Here is a 16,486-nt window from a genome sequence, read left to right on the forward strand (position 1 = left end):
CGGCTACACCAGCAGCTCATCGTCGGCGCGGATAACCCAGTCGCGGAACTCCTCACCGTCAGTGCGGTGGGACTTGAAGTTCTCCACGACGCGAACCACATAGTCGCCCAGATCCTTGGAGTAGACCTGGTTGCCGCGAACCTTCTTGCCGAAGTGCGACTCCATGCCGATGGTGCCGCCGAGATGAACCTGGAAGCCCTCCACGCGCTCGCCTTCGTCAGTGGTGAGGATCTTGCCAGACAGGCCGATATCCGCCACTTGGGTACGGGCGCAGGAGTTCGGGCAGCCGTTAAGGCTGATCTTCAGCGGCACATCGAGGTCGCCCAGGCGATCCTCTAGCTCGTCAACCAGGGCGATGGCGCGCTGCTTGGTGACGACGTGGGCCAGCTTGCAGTACTCCAGGCCGGTGCAGGAGATAATGTCGCGGCGGAAGGCCGAGGGGTTGGCGGATAGGCCTAGCTCCTCCAGGTCCGCGGCGAGGGCTTCCGCAGACTCGCGCTCCAGATCCAGGAACAGCAGCTCCTTGTCCGCTGTAGTGCGAATGTTGGTAGTGCCATGCTTTTCCGCCAGGTCAGCCAGCTGCTGCAGCTGCTTGCCATCGGTGTGCCCCACCGTGGGCTTAACACCCAGGTAGAACTTCCCATCCTTCTGTTCGTGCAGGCCGACGTGGTCGCGGTAGCCGGGGTATTCCTCTGGCTCCGGACCGTCCAGCAGTGGGCGCTTGAGGTACTCGGTCTCTAGTACCTCGCGGAACTTTTCGACGCCCCAGTCGGCCACCAGGAACTTCAGGCGGGCGCGGTTGCGCATGCGGCGATAGCCATAGTCGCGGAAGATGCGGACCACGCCAGCCCAAACCTCGGGAACCTCATCGATCGGCACCCACACGCCCAGGCGCTGAGCGAGCATCGGGTTAGTAGACAGGCCGCCACCGACCCAGACGTCGAAGCCAGGGCCGTGTTCGGGGTGCTCGGAACCAATGAAGGCGAGGTCCTGGATCTCGTGGGTGACATCCTGGCGGGAGTGGCCAGAGATCGCGGACTTGAACTTGCGGGGAAGGTTGCCGAACTCAGGGTCAGGCAGCAGTTCCTTCTTAATCTTCTCGATCGCAGGGCGGCCGTCGATGATTTCATCCTTGGCGATGCCCGCCACCGGGGAACCGAGGATCACGCGTGGCACATCGCCGCAGCCAAAGAAGGAATCCAGGCCAACCTTTGCTAGCTCGTCCCAAATGGTGGGTACGTCTTCGATGCGGATCCAGTGCAGCTGCACGTTCTGGCGATCAGTGAAGTCGGCGGTGTTGCGGGCGTACTTTTCGGAAATCTCGCCGATGGCGCGCAGGCCAGCGGAGCTAACCACGCCGCCATCTAGGCGGATGCGCATCATGAAGTAGTTATCCTGCAGTTCCGCATTGGTTAGCGTGGAGGTCTTTTCGCCGTCGAGACCCTGCTTGCGCTGGGTGTACATGCCGACCCACTTGAAGCGCGGGGCGAGGTCCTCGGCGGGAATCGAGTCGAAGCCCTCCTTGGAGTAGATATCGCGAATGCGCTGCATCACGCTAATGCCAGGGTCTTCCTGCTTGACCCGCTCGTCATCATTGAGCGGCTCGCGGCCGTCAACAGCCCACTGCCCCTGGGGCTTGCGCTGCTTCTTGCGACGCGGGCGCGCTGGCTTGCTTTCAGCGTTTGGTCCGGTGGTCGATCCGGTCGTCATCTGTCTCAACCTCTGTCTAGACTGATCTGTCTGTCCACATTGCCCGGTTCAGCCTAGATGGGATCACTCACAAATTCAAGCGAATTCTTGATTTTTATAGACAGAGTTGTCTATAGTTCGGGGAGTTGCCCGCGGTGACCCCATGTAGTGACTCAGCGTGGATTTTCGCTACATTAGACTGTGTTAATTCATAAACAGTTCGAACGCTTCATGTGGTTAACGCATGTGGTTTAGGCAGCGCGACAACCATCGCGCTGCACGAGCTCACTGCACGAGTTCAACACCGCGGTTTACCCCAAGACCGAAGTACGACCCAAATAAGAAGGATTTACACCTGACATGCCCGAGAATCGCCCACTTCGCATTGCAGTCATCGGCTCCGGCCCGGCAGGCATCTACGCCTCCGACGCGCTAACGAAGTCTGAGGCCGACGTCAGCGTCGATATTTACGAGCGCATGCCGGCTCCCTTCGGCTTGATCCGCTACGGCGTCGCCCCCGACCACCCGCGCATTAAGGGCATCATCAAGTCCCTCCACAAGGTGATGGACAAGCCCGAGATCCGCCTGTTCGGCAACATCAACGTCGGCGAGGACATCACCATCGACGAGCTGAAGCAGTTCTACGACGCAGTCATCTACGCCACCGGCGCCACCGACGACCGCCCGCTGAACATCCCCGGCGGCGAGCACACCATTGGCGCTGGCGAGTTCGTCGGCTTCTACGATGCCAACCCCTTCTTCGAGGACAAGTGGGACCTGTCCGCAGACTCCGTCGCCGTCGTCGGCGTGGGTAACGTCGGCCTGGACGTCGCCCGCGTGCTGGCCAAGACCGGCGAGGAGCTGAAGGTCACCGAGATCCCGGACAACGTCTACGACTCCTTGAAGGACAACCAGGCCAAGGAGATCCACGTCTTCGGCCGCCGCGGCCCAGCACAGGCGAAGTTCACCCCGCTGGAGCTGAAGGAGCTCAACGATTCCGACACGATCGAGATCGTTATCGACCCGGAGGACATCCAGTACGACGAAGGCTCCGAGCAGGCCCGCCGGGCGTCCAAAATTCAGGACATGGTCTGCACCCGCCTGGAACAGTACGCCATCGCCGACCCGAAGGGCGCTCCCCACAAGCTGTACATCCACTTCTTTGAGTCCCCGGTTGAGGTTAAAACTGACGCCGAAGGCCGCGTCACCGCATTCGTCACCGAACGAACCGAGCTGAACGGCGACGGGTCTGTCTCTGGCACCGGCAAGCTCACCGAGTGGCCGGTCGGCGCGGTGTACCGCGCCGTGGGTTACAAGTCCGACGAGCAGCCGGGGCTGCCGTGGGATGAGCGTCAGAACGTTCTGCCGAACGTGGGTGGCCGTGTGCTGACCGAGGGACCGACCGCCGACGGCATCGCGGGCGTTCCCGGCTCCGCCGACCCGGAGGCCGAGAAGCGCGAGCGCCTGCCCGGCGTGTACACCACCGGTTGGGTCCGCCGCGGTCCGGTCGGCCTGATTGGCAACACCAAGGGCGATGCCAACGAGGCTGTCGCCAACCTGCTGGAGGACGCGTCCAACGGCATCGGCTTCAACCCGGAGAAGCCGGAGCTGGAGGCAGTCGAGGCATTCCTGGAGGAAAAGGGCATTGCCCACACCACCTGGGAAGGCTGGTACAGCTTGGACAAGCACGAGCGCGAGCTCGGCGAGGCTGAGGGCCGCGAGCGCAAGAAGGTGCGCGAGTGGGACGAGATGCTGCGCCACTCTCAGGGCAAGAACGCCTAAGACATGACCAGCACTCCCTCCTCCGCTTCCGGCTCCGGCTCCCCCTCCGTCGGCTCCGGTTCCCCTTCCGCCGCTGGAAGCTCGGCCGAGTTCCCAGCCGTCCACTTCACCGGTCGCGCGCTTCTGGCGATGCCCGCCCAGCAGCTTCACCCTCTGTACAAGCTGCGTGTAGACGTGTTCGTCCACGAACAGCAGACCCCCTTCGCGGAGATCGACGATATCGACCCGCACCCCAACACCCACCACGTGCTGGCATACATCCACCCCGGCAGCGGCCCGGAGTACCCCTTCGGCCAGCCGGATCCGGGATCTCCCCTGCGCCTGGTGGGCACGGCGCGCGTGTATGGCAAGCCGGATGACCAGCACATTGGCCGCATGTGCGTAGCCAAGGATGTGCGCGGCCGCGGCATTGCCGCCCAGATCATGGAGCAAGCCCTGGAGGTCTGCAAGGGACGCGCCGCCGCGCTCGACCCGACTACCCAGGTCGCCCGCGTTTCATTGAATGCGCAAGAGCAGGTGCAGGGCTTCTACGCAAAGTTCGGCTTTAAGCCCGTCGGTGACCCCTTCGACGAGGAGGGCATCCCCCACGTCACCATGGAGCTGGAGCTCTAGCGCGACATCCCCGCTGCGGCCTCGGCGCATTCGTCGCGCCCGCAGGTCGCGCTCGCCGGGTCCGCGGCACACCCGTCGCACAGCAGAATCTGCTCGCGGCACTGCTCGTTCACACAGTTGTGGAAGTCGTTGGTCGCGTGCCCACACGCTCGGCAGCGGCCCAGCGTAGCGGCGTCATCACTAAATTCCATGTGCATGCGCCCGTCGAAAACATACAAGGACCCCTCCCAAAGGCCCTTGTCACCGTACTTTTCTCCGTAGCGGACGATGCCACCGTCGATCTGGTAGACCTCCTCGAACCCGCGGTTCTTCATCAGCGAGCTCAGGATTTCGCAGCGGATGCCGCCCGTGCAGTACGTGACGACTGGCTTGTCCTTGAGGTCGTCGTACTTGCCGGATTCGATCTCGCTGATGAAGTCGTGGGTGGTGCGCACGTCGGGCACCACGGCGTTCTTGAACTTGCCGATCTCCGCCTCCATGGCGTTGCGCCCGTCGAAGAACACAACCTCGTCGCCGCGTTCTTCCACCAGCTTGTTCACTTCTTCCGGCTTCAGGTGCACCCCACCGCCGACCACGCCGTTTTCGTCGACCTTCAGCTCATCCGGGGCTCCGAAGGCCACGATCTCGTCGCGCGCCTTCACAGACAGGCGCGGGAAGTCGTCGGCGGAACCGGCGGACCACTTGAACTCCATCTTTTTGAACCCTGGGAATTCGCGAGTGCGGCGCACGTACTGCTTGCAGCTGGCCAGCGAGCCGCCGACGGTGCCGTTGATGCCGTGCTTGCTGATGAGGATGCGCCCCTTCAACTCCAGCTGTTCGCATAGCGCACGCTGCCACAGCATCACCGCGGTCGGGTCTTCGATCGGGGTGAAGCAGTAGTACAGCAGGATTCGGGTTTCGTTGAGGTCAGTTGCGCTATGTCCCATACCTGGGATCTTAGGTCTACTGCCCGTCTTCTGCGAAAACCGTGGGGCGCACCTTGATGTATCCGGCGGCCTCTTCGGCGCGCTGCCGTGCCTGGTTGATGTCCTCGGCGGTGGCAACGGTCACGCCCATGCGCCGTCGCGTGAGCGCTCGGGGCTTGCCGAACAGGTAGACGTTTGTTTCTTCTACTGCCATTGCCTTATTGACGCCCACGTATTCGATATCGCCGTCTGCCCTATCCTCGCAGCGGATGACGGCGGAGGCTCCCGGGGAGATCAGGGTGGTGTCGATCGGCAGCCCCAGGATGGCGCGCGCGTGGAGGTCGAACTCCGAGAACCGCTGGGTGCCGAGCGTGACCATGCCCGTGTCGTGCGGGCGGGGGCTGACCTCGGAGAAGTAGACGTCGTCGCCCTTGACGAACAGTTCCACGCCGAACACGCCGCGGCCTCCCAGGGCAGTGGCGATGCGGGCGGCGATGCTGCGTGCGGTATCCAGGGCATCCTCTGACATGTGCGCGGGTTGCCAGGATTCCACGTAGTCGCCGCGGTCCTGGCGGTGGCCGATGGGCTCGCAGAACCAGGTGGCTTCTCGGCCGGTGGCGGGGTCGATGGAGCGCACGGCGAGGATGGTGACCTCGTAGTCGAAGGGGATGTACTGTTCCACCATCACGCGCTGGACGTTGAAGCGCGAGTTCTTCATCGCTTCGTTCCAGGCAGCTTCCAGTTCGTCGGCTCCTCCGACGTAGCTTTGGCCAGCCCCGGAGCTGCCCATCACCGGCTTGACCACGCATGGGTAGCCGATCTCTTCGGCAGCGCGGGTCATTTCTTCGGGGGTGGAGGCGAATCGGAAGGCGCTGTTCGGCAGGCCCAGCTTGTCGTGGGCGAAGGTGCGAATGCCTTCGCGGTTCATGGTCAGCCGGTTGGCCAGGGCGGTCGGCACGACGGAGGCTACTCCTTCGGCCTCGATTTCCTGCAGCACGTCGGCGGGCAGGGATTCGACGTCGGGGACGATGAAGTGTGGGCGAACCTCCTGCACGAGGCGTCGGATGGATTCCCCGTCATAGATGTCCAACACGTGTGCTTTGTTGGCCACGTGGTGGGCGGGGGCGCCAACGTAGCGGTCGGCGGCGTGGACCTCCACGCCCAGGCGCTGCAGGGCGATCGCTAGCTCCCGTCCTAGCTCGCTGGCGCCGAGGAGTAGAACCTTCAGTGCGGTGGGGGTCAATGGGGTGCCAATGGCCTCGGGAGTGTACATAGTCACTCACCTTACTTATTTCGGTATCCCTTTCGCATCCAACGCGGTGCACTGGCTTGTCGCTTTCGCCTCTCAGTGGAAAGATCGCAGTCATGAGCACCTCTCAGCCCAACACTCCCCTGTCCTGTTCCCGTCGCTCCTTCCTGCGCGGAGTGGCAGTCGCCACCGCCACCACCGCCTCCGGAGCGCTGCTGGCCGCCTGCGCCGGCGAAGAGGTCGTGGCGAAGGCAGATGCCGCTGACCTGGAGGTCGGCGGGGCAACGATCCTGGACGGCTGGGTGCTTTCCCGTCCGGGTGAAAACGAGTACAAGGCGTTTTCCACCAGCTGCCCGCACGCGGGCGGCACGATCAATTCCATCGAGAAGGCCGGGGACGTCACCGTGGCGGTCTGCCCGAAGCACGGGTCCAAGTTCGACGTGGCTACTGGCGACGTGGTGGAAGGTCCCTCCCGCGATCCGATGAGCCCGGCCAAGAAGGTGGAGCGCAACGGCGACTCCATCGAGATCACCAACTAAGGCACCACGCTCAGTCGCCGAACTAGCGCGCCATGTCGATCCGCTGATCACTGACCTGCGCGGCGTAGCGGGCGTCGTGACAGGTCCACAGCACTGTCGGCGCGGCGGGACTCTGCGGGCTCGCCGGGCTCTGCGGGCTCGCGGGGCTCGGCCGGCCCCGCCCGATCAGCCGCGCATACTCGCCGTCGACATAGCGGCGCAGCAGCTCCGCCAGCTCGCCATAGCCCGGCGTGTCCAACCCCACCGTCGGCTCATCCAGCATCACCATGTCGGCACCGCGCACCATCGCGGCCGCGACCAGCACGATCCGCCGTTTCGCCGCGGGCACGTCCAGCGGGTGCGTGTCCGCCCACTGCCCCAGTCCGGCAAAATCGATCACCGCAGTGGCCAGCTCCTCCCCCGCCCCGATGGCCAGTTCCTCGGCGACTGTGCGGGCGGTTATCGCCTGGTCCATCTGCGTCGGTGCCCAGCCCTTCGATCCCTCGGCCTGCAGGGTGCCGCGGTACTTCAGCAGCCCCAGCGCCCCCAGGAAAAGGGTCGTCTTGCCGCACCCGTTCGGCCCGGCCAGGTGCACTATCTGCCCTGCGGGTACCTCCAGGTTTATGGGTCCGACGCCACCTCGGCGGAAAACCACCCCCCGCGCCAGCAGGGCCGTCCCCGCGCTCCCCTGAGTTGCAGCCTGCGAGGCCACCGAACCGGCCGAAGGCTTCGGCGCAGGGGAAGGTTCCAGGGCGCCGTCGGCTAGTAGTCGCTGGTGCGAGGGGGCGTCATCACTCAAGGCCGAACCCGAACGATCGTAAACGGTGACGGGACCGGGGAAGTCCGCGATGGCGCGGCGCAGCGTCTCCACGGCGGTGGCGTCCAAACCGTCGAGGGGGCAATCGAGCACCAACGCTTCAGGCCGGGCCAGCAGAGCGGCGGCGATAGCTACGCGGCGGGTCTGGCCGGTGGATAAGGTGGCGGGGTTCTGCTCTGCCTGGCCCTCCAGACCCCACAGGCGCAGCGCGGCCGCCACGCGATCCTGCATCTCTGCCTGCGGCACGCCGCGCTGTTCCATGGGGAAGGCGAGCTCTTCGGCGACCGTGTTGCGCAGCAGGGAAATGTGCGCGCTGGCCTCGTTGCCAACCCACGCAGCGCCCGTCTTTTCAGCGTGTGCCCAGGCGTGTTCGGACAGCCCGGCGCCGCTGTCTCCCCAGATGTAGGTACTCAAAGGCATTGTTCGGGTGGGTCTTTCTAGTCGCTTGGCTCATGCGGGTGCTTAGTGGTGCTGGTGCTTGCTTGTGCTTCTAGCACTGCTAGTGCACTGCCCACCAGCATCCCACCACCAAGGCGGCGATAGCCAACAGGCGGACTGCCCAGTCCACTGCGGTATCTGGGACGGGGCGCAGCACGGTGCGCGGGCCGGGCTCGCCGATCCCGGTGCGCTGCAGCGGGCGGGCGCGGGTGGCGGCATCGTCCACCATGCCGACGATCAGCGGCAACACCATGCGACACTTCGCCCGCACGGTCGTCACGTCCACTCCCCGGGAGGCGCGGACCTGCTGAATCGTCTGCCAACGGGCGCGGGCCAGCGGCAGCAGCCGGGCGGTCGCGCCAATGACGTACACCAGCTTGGCAGGCAGGCGGGGCTGCACGGTGCGCATCAGCTGGTCGAGGTTCACGAAGCTGCCGATGGTCAGGCCGATCGTGGTGGCAGCTAGGAAGCGGCTGCCCAGGGACAGGGCAATCTGCAGCCCGTCGCGGGTGATGATCCACCAGCCGGGCTCCTGGCCAAAGGGGGCATACATCAAACCAAAGCCCACGAAGGCCGGCAGCCCTAAGAGGTTGGCTGCAAGGAAGGGACGACGGGGCGTCGAAAAGAAAAGAGCCACAACGGCACACAGAACCCACGCGATAGCGGACACGGCGAGGCTATCGGCGACGAGGACGAAGATCACCCCGCTGATGGCGAGGGTCAGGTAAGTCAGTGGGTTCATGTGGAAATGGGGCTAGTCCGCCGTCGGGGCGAAAGTGCGGCGAGTGCGCTGGGGCAGCGCACGAATGACCAGGTAGATGACGGTGAACACGATCAGCTTATCAACAGGGTCGGACGTCCAGGACTGCAGGAACACGGCCGTCATCGGGTCGAAGCCCAGGGAGCGGTAGGCAGTGACCAGCAGACCCGTGCCCGTGCCCGCGGTGCCGCCGAAGATGAAGGAGGCGATGGGGGCGGACAGCAGGGCCGTCAGGAAGCCGACGACCAGGGCGGACAGGGCGATCTTCCAATACGCTCCGGTCCACCAGTTGCGCAGCAGGCCGGCGCAGACTCCGACGAAGGCATAAGCGGCAGCGAAGCCTACAACGGTGGGGTTAAACGTGCCCCACACCAGGGCGGACAGCACGCCGGTCACCAGGCCCGCCCAGGGGCCAGCCAGGGCACCGACCAGCACCGTGCCGATCGAATCTAGGTACAGCGGCAGCGGCAGACCCATGTTGCCGATGACGTGCCCCAGCACCACGTTGATCGCCAGCGCGACCGGCAGCAGCGCCAGGGTGCGCACGGGCAGGCGGGGGATCACGGCGATGAGCGCCAAGATGGCGGGGACGACGAAGCCGACGAGGGCGATGGTGGAGCTCTTGGAATCGGCGAGGGACTCGTAGTTCGAGTCGCTGGGCTGCCAAATGACGAGGGTCAGCCAGGTTGCGACAATGATAATCGCGGCTAGACCGAGCAGTACGTAACTTGCTGTGCGTGACAGGGGGCGCATGGGGGGAATCCTCTACGTCGATGGCCTGTGCGCAACGTCTATGTCACCTCGACGTTTCGCCCATGTGGCCAGTGGTTTTGATGTTTGTTTAATGCTTACAGATGGCGGCTTGGTTACACAAATCGGGCGCCTCACAGGTGACCAATTTTCGTGATCTAGTTGACAGACTAAGCTGTCTATTCTTAAATGGTTGAGCAAGCGACCCGCGCACCGCGGCGGCTACTACAGCCTGCCGCACAACCGCGCCTTCTGGAGCCCCGGGAAAGGCAGCACCGCGTGGGAACCGCACTGGCTTACCCCTTCGGAGGTAGCCGCGAACTGGAAAACAGAAGTGCAGACTACACAAGCACAAGCACAAGCACAGAAAGACAGGACAGACGATGACTTTCAACGCAACCGTCGCCGGGGTACCGCGCATCGGGCCCGACCGCGAGCTCAAGAAGGCTCTAGAGGGCTACTGGCGCGATAACTCCACCGGCCGCAACCTAGCGACCACCGCAACTCGCCTGGTCAACGACTACACCGACGAGCTGCTAGCCGCTGGCCTGGATTCCGCCGCGTTCTCTGGCCGCTCCTTCTACGACGCTGTGCTGGATACCACCGCCCTGCTAGGCCTGCTGCCCGAGCGCGTTGCCGACATCGCCGACCACGACAACGACGGCCTGCCGCGCTTCATCGACCGCTACTTCGCCGCCGCCCGCGGCACCAAGGACCTGCCGGCCTCCGCAATGACGAAGTGGTTCGACACGAACTACCACTATATCGTCCCGGAGCTGGCCAAGGATTCCCGCGTAGAGCTGGACGATTCCGCATTCCTCGAAGACATCCGCGACCAGGTCACCCGCGCCGGCGAGGCCGTCCGCCCCGTGCTGGTTGGCCCGCTGACGTACCTGGCGCTGTCTCGTACCGTCGATGGTTCTGATGCCTTCACTCACCTCGAGGAGATTTTTGACGCCTACTCCCGCCTGCTCAAGCGCATCGCAGACCGCGGCGTGAAGTGGGTACAGTTCGATGAGTCGATCCTGGTCACCGACTTCGCCTACGCTGATGCGGCCGCCAACGAGGATCTGCTGAAGCGCACCCGCGCTGGCTACGAGAAGCTGGCTGAGGTGGCAGGTGCTGGTGCTGAGGGCGTCCAGCTCCTTATCCAGACCTACTTCGGCGACGGCAACGCAGCGATCGAGCTGCTGAGCGGCTCCGGTGTGGCTGCCTTCGGCGTGGACCTGGTGACCGGTGGCGCTGCCGCTGCCGAGCTGCCCGCCTGGACGGGCAAGGAGCTGCTGGCAGCCGGTGTTGTGGATGGCCACAACGTCTGGCGCACCGACCTGGACGCAGCGCTGAAGACCCTGCAGGGGCTGAAGGAGCGCGGTCCGGTTGCCGTCTCCACGAGCTGCTCCCTGCTGCACGTGCCTTACTCCCTGGAGCGCGAGCAGAACCTGAATGCCGAGGTGCAGAAGTGGCTGGCCTTCGGGTCCGAGAAGATCCGCGAGGTCGCAGCCCTGTCCCGCACCCTGCGCGGCGAGCAGACCGAAGCCGACGAACAGCTGTTCGCCGAGACCCGCGCGGCCATCGAGGACCGCAAGAACTCCACCCTGACCCACAACGCAGCCGTGCGTGAGCGCCAGGATGCCGTGACCGACGCTGACCGTCGCCGCGATTCCATCGAGGCCCGCCGTGAGGCTCAGAAGGCAGAGCTGAACCTGCCGCCGCTGCCGACCACCACCATCGGCTCCTTCCCGCAGACCACGGAGATCCGCCAGGCGCGCGCGAAGCACCGCAAGGGTGAGATCGACGACGCCGCCTACACCCAGGCGATGAAGGACGAGGTCGCGGACGTTATCAAGCGCCAAGAAGAGCTGGGCCTGGACGTGCTAGTGCACGGCGAGCCGGAGCGCAACGACATGGTGCAGTACTTCTCCGAGCAGCTGGATGGCTACCTGTCCACCGAGTACGCGTGGGTGCAGTCCTACGGCTCCCGCTGTGTGCGCCCGCCGATCATCTTCGGTGACGTTTCCCGTCCGCACGCTATGACTGTCGACTGGTACAAGGTTGCCGCCGACCTGACCGACAAGCCGGTCAAGGGCATGCTGACCGGCCCGGTGACCATGCTGGCCTGGTCCTTCGTGCGCGACGATCAGCCGCTGGGCGAGACCGCCGACCAGGTTGCGCTGGCACTGCGCGACGAGATTGACGATCTGATCGCCGCTGGCGCCCGCGTGGTGCAGGTGGACGAGCCCGCCATCCGCGAACTGCTGCCGCTGCGCAAGGAGCAGCAGCCGGACTACCTGGAATGGGCGGTTGGCTCCTTCCGCCTGGCTACCTCTGGCGCGGAGAACAAGGTTCAGATCCACACGCACATGTGCTACTCCGAGTTCAACGAGCTGATCGACACGGTCTCTAACCTGGACGCCGACGTGACCTCCATCGAGGCCGCCCGCAACGGCATGCAGGTTCTGGCCGCGCTGAAGGACGAGGGCTACGAGCTGGGAGTTGGCCCGGGCGTGTGGGACATCCACTCCCCGCGCGTGCCGAAGCAGGAGGAGGTCGACGACCTGCTGACCGCCGCCCTGGGTTCCGTGGATCCCTCTCTGCTGTGGGTCAACCCGGACTGCGGCCTGAAGACCCGTGGCTGGGAAGAGACCACCGCCTCCCTGGAGGTACTGGTCGCGGCTGCCAAGAAGGCTCGCGCGCGCGTCTAGCCTGGGGTGCTGGCTGGGCTTTTGCAGACCAGCCCACACTAAGCCTAGGCACCTGAGCTGGGCTTTTGCAGACCAGTCCGCACCTAACTGGGTTTACCAGGGTTGAATAGCCCTGGGGAGGGACAGAAAGTCCCCTCCCCGGGGCTAAATGTCGTTAGAACGGGATTCTGCAAGCCCCAGATCCGGAGCCCCAAAAACAAAAACGCCCTGACCTGCACCTTTATATAGTTGACAACCATACCCGTTAACAGATTCCCGTTTTAGCGACATTTGGCCCAGCAGAGCCCCCGCCAGATCCCCGAATCAACGCCTTCAACTCCCAACTCAGCCACCGCAGCCCCCTCGCAGCCTCAGCGCTACCCAAACACAACCCGCTCGAACTCTGCGAACACGTCCAGCGGGTCCAACCCCTGGAGGATCTTCGCGTTCGCCGGCTTTTGCCAGTACCCGCCGTCCCAGTCGACCAGCGTCGCACCCCGCGTCAGCGCAGATTCCGCCTCGACTTCGACGGCCCCGGCGCGCACCGAAAACGGCACCCGCCCCAGCATCACCATCGCGGCGGCAAGGTCATGTATCTGCGCGCAATACCCCACCCCTACTGTCTGGTGAAACTCAAAGTAGAAGCGCAGCGCCTCGGAAAGCAGGTGCTTTAACTGCTTTCTTGTTGACGCCACCTCTTCCCCCTCCGAACCTTCCAGCCAACGTTCAAGCCGATCGGGGTACAAAAGCACTGTCTCAGTGACGTTAAGGGGGCACAAGGTTGGCAGGCCGGCCGAACCCTGCGGCTGGCGCCGCTGCGAACGCTGCGCCAGCCCCCGCTGCAAACGCTGCGCCAGCCGCTCCAGCGAGTACCCGAGCGCATGCGGATCCACCCAAGCGTTCCACTCCGCCAGCGGAGTAGTGTTCCCTGGATAGTTAAAAGCCCCGGTCATGAGGCAAATCTCAGTGCCGTCCAGCACATCGGGGCAGTGCTCCAGTGCCCACGCAAGGTTCGTAGCCGGCCCCGCAATCAGGAGGTAATCGGCGCCCTCCCAGCTGGCCACAGCCTCTTCGACATTCGGTGGATAGCCGGCGGGGTCTGCACTGGTGATGTAGTGGCCAAGTCCTGTGGGGCCGTGCGTCTCCGGGGTGGTCACCAGCTCCACGCTCACGGGCTGGGCCGCGCCCGCGAGGACTGGCACGTCCACTCCGCACGCAGCCAGTACATCCGCGCTGTTCGCGGCTGCTTGCGCTGCGCCGCAGTTGCCGGCGCTCGTTGTGACGCCAAGTTCGATCCGCCCCGAAGCATGCAGATAAGCTAAATAGGTCAGAGCCAGGGCGTCGTCGATGCCCGTGTCCACATCCGCGACTACTTTCACCCGGTTCGCCGGGTTGCCTGTGGCGTTTACCTGTTTCGCCGAGTTCGCCGAGTTCGCCGGGGCGCTCACTGGGTTCGCGGGCGCGGTCGGTGACTTAGTTGTATCTGCCGAGCGTGAGGTCATGATGCCAATCATGCCAATCCAACGATTCGCGCGGCACCCAAGCACTGAACCAGCGCTGAAAACAACCCGGCGCGAAAAATTTTTAGCGGTAGCGGCGGAGTCGGCGGGCGCCGGATAGGTCGGGGTAATCCAGGTGAGCATGCTCGTTGAAGCTCAGCAACTGCGCTGCAGTGTCAGCGGCGGTATCAGTGCCGGCGGTGTCAGCGGCAGTATCAATGCCGGCGGTCTCAGCCGCGGTGTCAGTGCTGGCAGTGTCAGTGGCAGCGCCCGCGGCTGGGCCCGAAGCAGCTGCGCCGCGGGTACTGAACACGCTCACCGAGGAAGTGAAGATGTTGTTGATCATGTGCGTCCAGTCGGCGCCGATCAGCGCAGCGGCACACATGGAAATCGGGCCAGCGGAGGTGACAACCACGACTGATCCGTGTTGGGCGGCGAGGAGGGTGGCGTCCGAAAATCCTTGCCTTACCTGCGCGGCGAAGGAAGCGAATCCCGGGGTTGAGCGCCACTGCCGTAGGGCCGCATCGATAGCCTGGCCGAGCAGGCGGTTGTGCTCCTTCATCCCGCCTGCGACCTGTCCTGAACCTTGCTCTGGACCTTGCCCTGAACCTTGGCTTGCGTGCCCTGTGCGCGCGGCGGCGTATGCGCGCCGGATCTGCGCGAGCTCGTCAGGATGGGCGCGGAAATAGGGTGCGAGCACGGCATCCGAGCTGAACTCCCGCCACTCTTCGACCGTCTCTACGGGCTGCGGATCCAAGCCAGCTGCGACCATCTCGGCGTGGATCTCCCCAGCCGTACTGAGCTGTCGACCCAGCGGGCCGGACAGAATGATGGGGCGCTCGCCACTGCATCTTCCGCTGCCACTTCCACTGCCACTGCCGCTGCCGATCCGCTCCGCCAGCGCGCGGCCCGTCACCCGCGCCTGTTCGTGCCCTAGTTCAGTGAGCTGATCGTACGTCGCCTCCATCTCCCCCTCTGCGACGTTATCGGTGTGCAGCCCACCGGAATTCGCCTGACCGTGGCGCACTAGATAAAGAATCCCCATTGCTACCGCTCCCAAAACAAACTCGCAAAAACCTGGTGACGTGAAAATCGAGCTTATAACATGTCGTACATGCCACACGGGACAAACCGAGCCACTCGCAATACCGGCCTCACCCCACGCGCCCGAGAACGACGAGCAACCATCCTCAACGCGGCGCGCGAAGTTTTCGTGCGCGATGGCTACCACGAAGCGAAGCTCACCCAGATCGCCCGCGAGGCACATTGTTCCGTCGGCACGCTCTACACCTACTTCGAAGACAGGGATGACCTCCTGGCCGCGGTGCTGAACCAGGTGGAGGAGGAAATGCGTGGTAGCGGTGGCAAACACCTCAACTTCCACAGCGCCTCCGCGGTGCGTCGTTCCATCACGGAGGTCAACCGTCAGTACCTGGCCACCTTCCAGCGCAACGCCCGCGAAATGGCGCTGATGGATCAGGTAGCGCAGATCGACCCGAATTTCCGGGAGCAACGACGCCAACGCGCCCGCCGCTTTGTGGATCGAAACACTCGCATGATTGAGCAGCTGCAGCAGAACGGGGTTATCCCCGTCGCCGAGGATCCAGAGATGCTCGCCGCTTCCCTGTCCGGCATGGTCAGCCGTTTGGCGTACAGCATGTTCGTTGAGAAGTATTTCGGGGAGCCCAACCAGCGGACGCTCGACCGCGTTCTGGCTACCGCCAACAAGGTCTGGTTCACAGCGCTCGGGATCTAGTGCGCTGAACAGGTAAAACGCCACAACTTTTTCCACGTTTCCCCGAACGCCATCTATTGAATCAAATTTCAATTTATGATGGGGATCACACCAACACCCGACACTCGAGCACCCCGAAGGATCCCCCTCATGAGTTCTTACGATTTCACCGGGCTCACCGCCATCGTCACCGGCGGCACCCGCGGCATCGGCCACGCCACCGCACTGAAGCTTGCAGCCAGCGGAGCGAACGTGGTCATCACCGGACGCAAGCCAGAAACAGTCACCCCCGCCGCCGAAGAGCTGCAGGCCGAAGCGCAGAAGCTCAACCCCAATGCCGGCCGCGTACTGGGAATCGCCGCGCACGTAGCCGACCCAGAGGCAGCGAAGATGGCCTGCGCCAAGGCCGTTGAAGAGTTCGGCCGACTCGACGTCCTCATCAACAACGCCGGCACGAACCCCGCCTTCGGCCCAGTACACAAGCAGTCCGCGGACATCATGGCGAAGGTGTTCCAGATCAACACCATCGGCCCGGTCATCTGGACCAGCGCCGCGATCGAGGCAGGCCTCGGCCAGGCCGCCCGCGACGGCGCCGACGGCAGCCCCGGCGCCACTGGCGGCCCCACAGGCGCGGTCGTGAATGTCTCCAGCATCGGCGCCCTGACCATGGAGGACTACATCGGCGTGTACAACGCCTCCAAGGCCGCCCTGCTGCACCTGTCCAAGCAGATGGCGCGCGAACTGGCTCCACGCATCCGCGTGAACAGCATCTCCCCCGGCGTGGTGCGCACCAAGCTCTCGGAGGCGCTATGGAAGGAAAACGAAGACTCCACCTCCACCCTCATCCCCGCCGGGCGCATCGGCGAACCAGAGGACATCGCAGACGCCATCGCATTCCTTGCCGCACCGACCAGCTCCTGGCTGACCGGCGAAAACCTCGTGGTCGACGGCGGAATGCTCGTCGGCAACAAGACGATCGACGTCACCACACCCGGACAATCCAACTCCGCTGACACGCCGGCCGGCGGACGATCTGGCGTCGAAAGGTAAC

Annotated in this window: 14 protein-coding genes; 6 read left to right on the forward strand and 8 right to left on the reverse strand. The window is 64.3% G+C overall.

The annotated features are described in order from the left end of the window. Positions 1–3 precede the first annotated feature (3 nt). A complete protein-coding gene (locus L8U58_RS05305) occupies positions 4–1,710 on the reverse strand; it encodes a nitrite/sulfite reductase (protein WP_035002707.1) in 1,707 nt (568 codons plus the stop codon). A gap of 339 nt (positions 1,711–2,049) precedes the next feature. On the opposite strand from L8U58_RS05305, the gene L8U58_RS05310 reads away from it, so the two are divergent. Beyond that, complete coding sequence (locus tag L8U58_RS05310; RefSeq protein WP_034969236.1) at positions 2,050–3,471, forward strand: FAD-dependent oxidoreductase; 1,422 nt, start codon at positions 2,050–2,052, stop codon at positions 3,469–3,471. Between the two features lie 3 nt (positions 3,472–3,474). Then, positions 3,475–4,083: a GNAT family N-acetyltransferase gene (locus tag L8U58_RS05315; protein WP_070550612.1), complete on the forward strand. Its 609-nt coding sequence runs from the start codon at positions 3,475–3,477 to the stop codon at positions 4,081–4,083. Here the strand turns inward: L8U58_RS05315 and trhO are convergent. Next, entirely contained in the window at positions 4,080–5,009 is a 930-nt protein-coding gene (gene trhO, locus L8U58_RS05320; RefSeq protein ID WP_070550613.1) for an oxygen-dependent tRNA uridine(34) hydroxylase TrhO, read from the reverse strand. The two genes, L8U58_RS05315 and trhO, sit on opposite strands and share 4 nt — an antisense overlap. Before the next feature lie 16 nt (positions 5,010–5,025). After that, positions 5,026–6,261, reverse strand: coding sequence for a formate-dependent phosphoribosylglycinamide formyltransferase (purT, locus tag L8U58_RS05325; protein ID WP_269954883.1), 1,236 nt, complete (start codon positions 6,259–6,261; stop codon positions 5,026–5,028). Positions 6,262–6,353: 92 nt separating this feature from the next. On the opposite strand from purT, the gene L8U58_RS05330 reads away from it, so the two are divergent. Then, a complete protein-coding gene (locus L8U58_RS05330; RefSeq protein WP_034981718.1) occupies positions 6,354–6,776 on the forward strand; it encodes a Rieske (2Fe-2S) protein in 423 nt (140 codons plus the stop codon). Between the two features lie 22 nt (positions 6,777–6,798). Here the strand turns inward: L8U58_RS05330 and L8U58_RS05335 are convergent, their stop codons facing one another. The 3 genes from L8U58_RS05335 to L8U58_RS05345 form a co-directional block, all read right to left on the reverse strand. Next, entirely contained in the window at positions 6,799–7,992 is a 1,194-nt protein-coding gene (locus L8U58_RS05335) for an ATP-binding cassette domain-containing protein (RefSeq protein ID WP_269954856.1), read from the reverse strand. A gap of 79 nt (positions 7,993–8,071) precedes the next feature. Further along, positions 8,072–8,752 (reverse strand): energy-coupling factor transporter transmembrane component T family protein, encoded by a 681-nt coding sequence (locus tag L8U58_RS05340; RefSeq protein ID WP_034969255.1) that lies wholly within the window; start codon positions 8,750–8,752, stop codon positions 8,072–8,074. Positions 8,753–8,764: 12 nt separating this feature from the next. After that, positions 8,765–9,514: an ECF transporter S component gene (locus L8U58_RS05345; RefSeq protein WP_187401908.1), complete on the reverse strand. Its 750-nt coding sequence runs from the start codon at positions 9,512–9,514 to the stop codon at positions 8,765–8,767. Between the two features lie 389 nt (positions 9,515–9,903). Between L8U58_RS05345 and metE the strand changes: the two genes are divergently transcribed. After that, complete coding sequence (metE, locus tag L8U58_RS05350; RefSeq protein ID WP_269954857.1) at positions 9,904–12,222, forward strand: 5-methyltetrahydropteroyltriglutamate--homocysteine S-methyltransferase; 2,319 nt, start codon at positions 9,904–9,906, stop codon at positions 12,220–12,222. Between the two features lie 356 nt (positions 12,223–12,578). Here metE and L8U58_RS05355 read toward each other — a convergent pair whose 3' ends face one another. Both L8U58_RS05355 and L8U58_RS05360 read right to left on the reverse strand, forming a co-directional pair. Continuing rightward, entirely contained in the window at positions 12,579–13,715 is a 1,137-nt protein-coding gene (locus L8U58_RS05355; RefSeq protein WP_269954858.1) for a nucleoside hydrolase, read from the reverse strand. 70 nt (positions 13,716–13,785) lie between these two features. Further along, positions 13,786–14,745, reverse strand: a complete 960-nt coding sequence (locus L8U58_RS05360; RefSeq protein ID WP_269954859.1) for a histidine phosphatase family protein — start codon at positions 14,743–14,745, stop codon at positions 13,786–13,788. A gap of 69 nt (positions 14,746–14,814) precedes the next feature. Here L8U58_RS05360 and L8U58_RS05365 point away from each other — a divergent pair, with 69 nt between their 5' ends. Together L8U58_RS05365 and L8U58_RS05370 are read left to right on the forward strand one after the other, a co-directional pair. Continuing rightward, entirely contained in the window at positions 14,815–15,456 is a 642-nt protein-coding gene (locus L8U58_RS05365; RefSeq protein WP_269954860.1) for a TetR/AcrR family transcriptional regulator, read from the forward strand. 129 nt (positions 15,457–15,585) lie between these two features. Continuing rightward, complete coding sequence (locus tag L8U58_RS05370) at positions 15,586–16,485, forward strand: SDR family oxidoreductase (RefSeq protein WP_269954861.1); 900 nt, start codon at positions 15,586–15,588, stop codon at positions 16,483–16,485. The last annotated feature ends 1 nt before the right edge of the window (position 16,486 follow it).

The sequence above is a fragment of the Corynebacterium macclintockiae genome (genome assembly GCF_027570165.1).
Classification (GTDB): Bacteria; Actinomycetota; Actinomycetes; order Mycobacteriales; family Mycobacteriaceae; genus Corynebacterium; species Corynebacterium macclintockiae.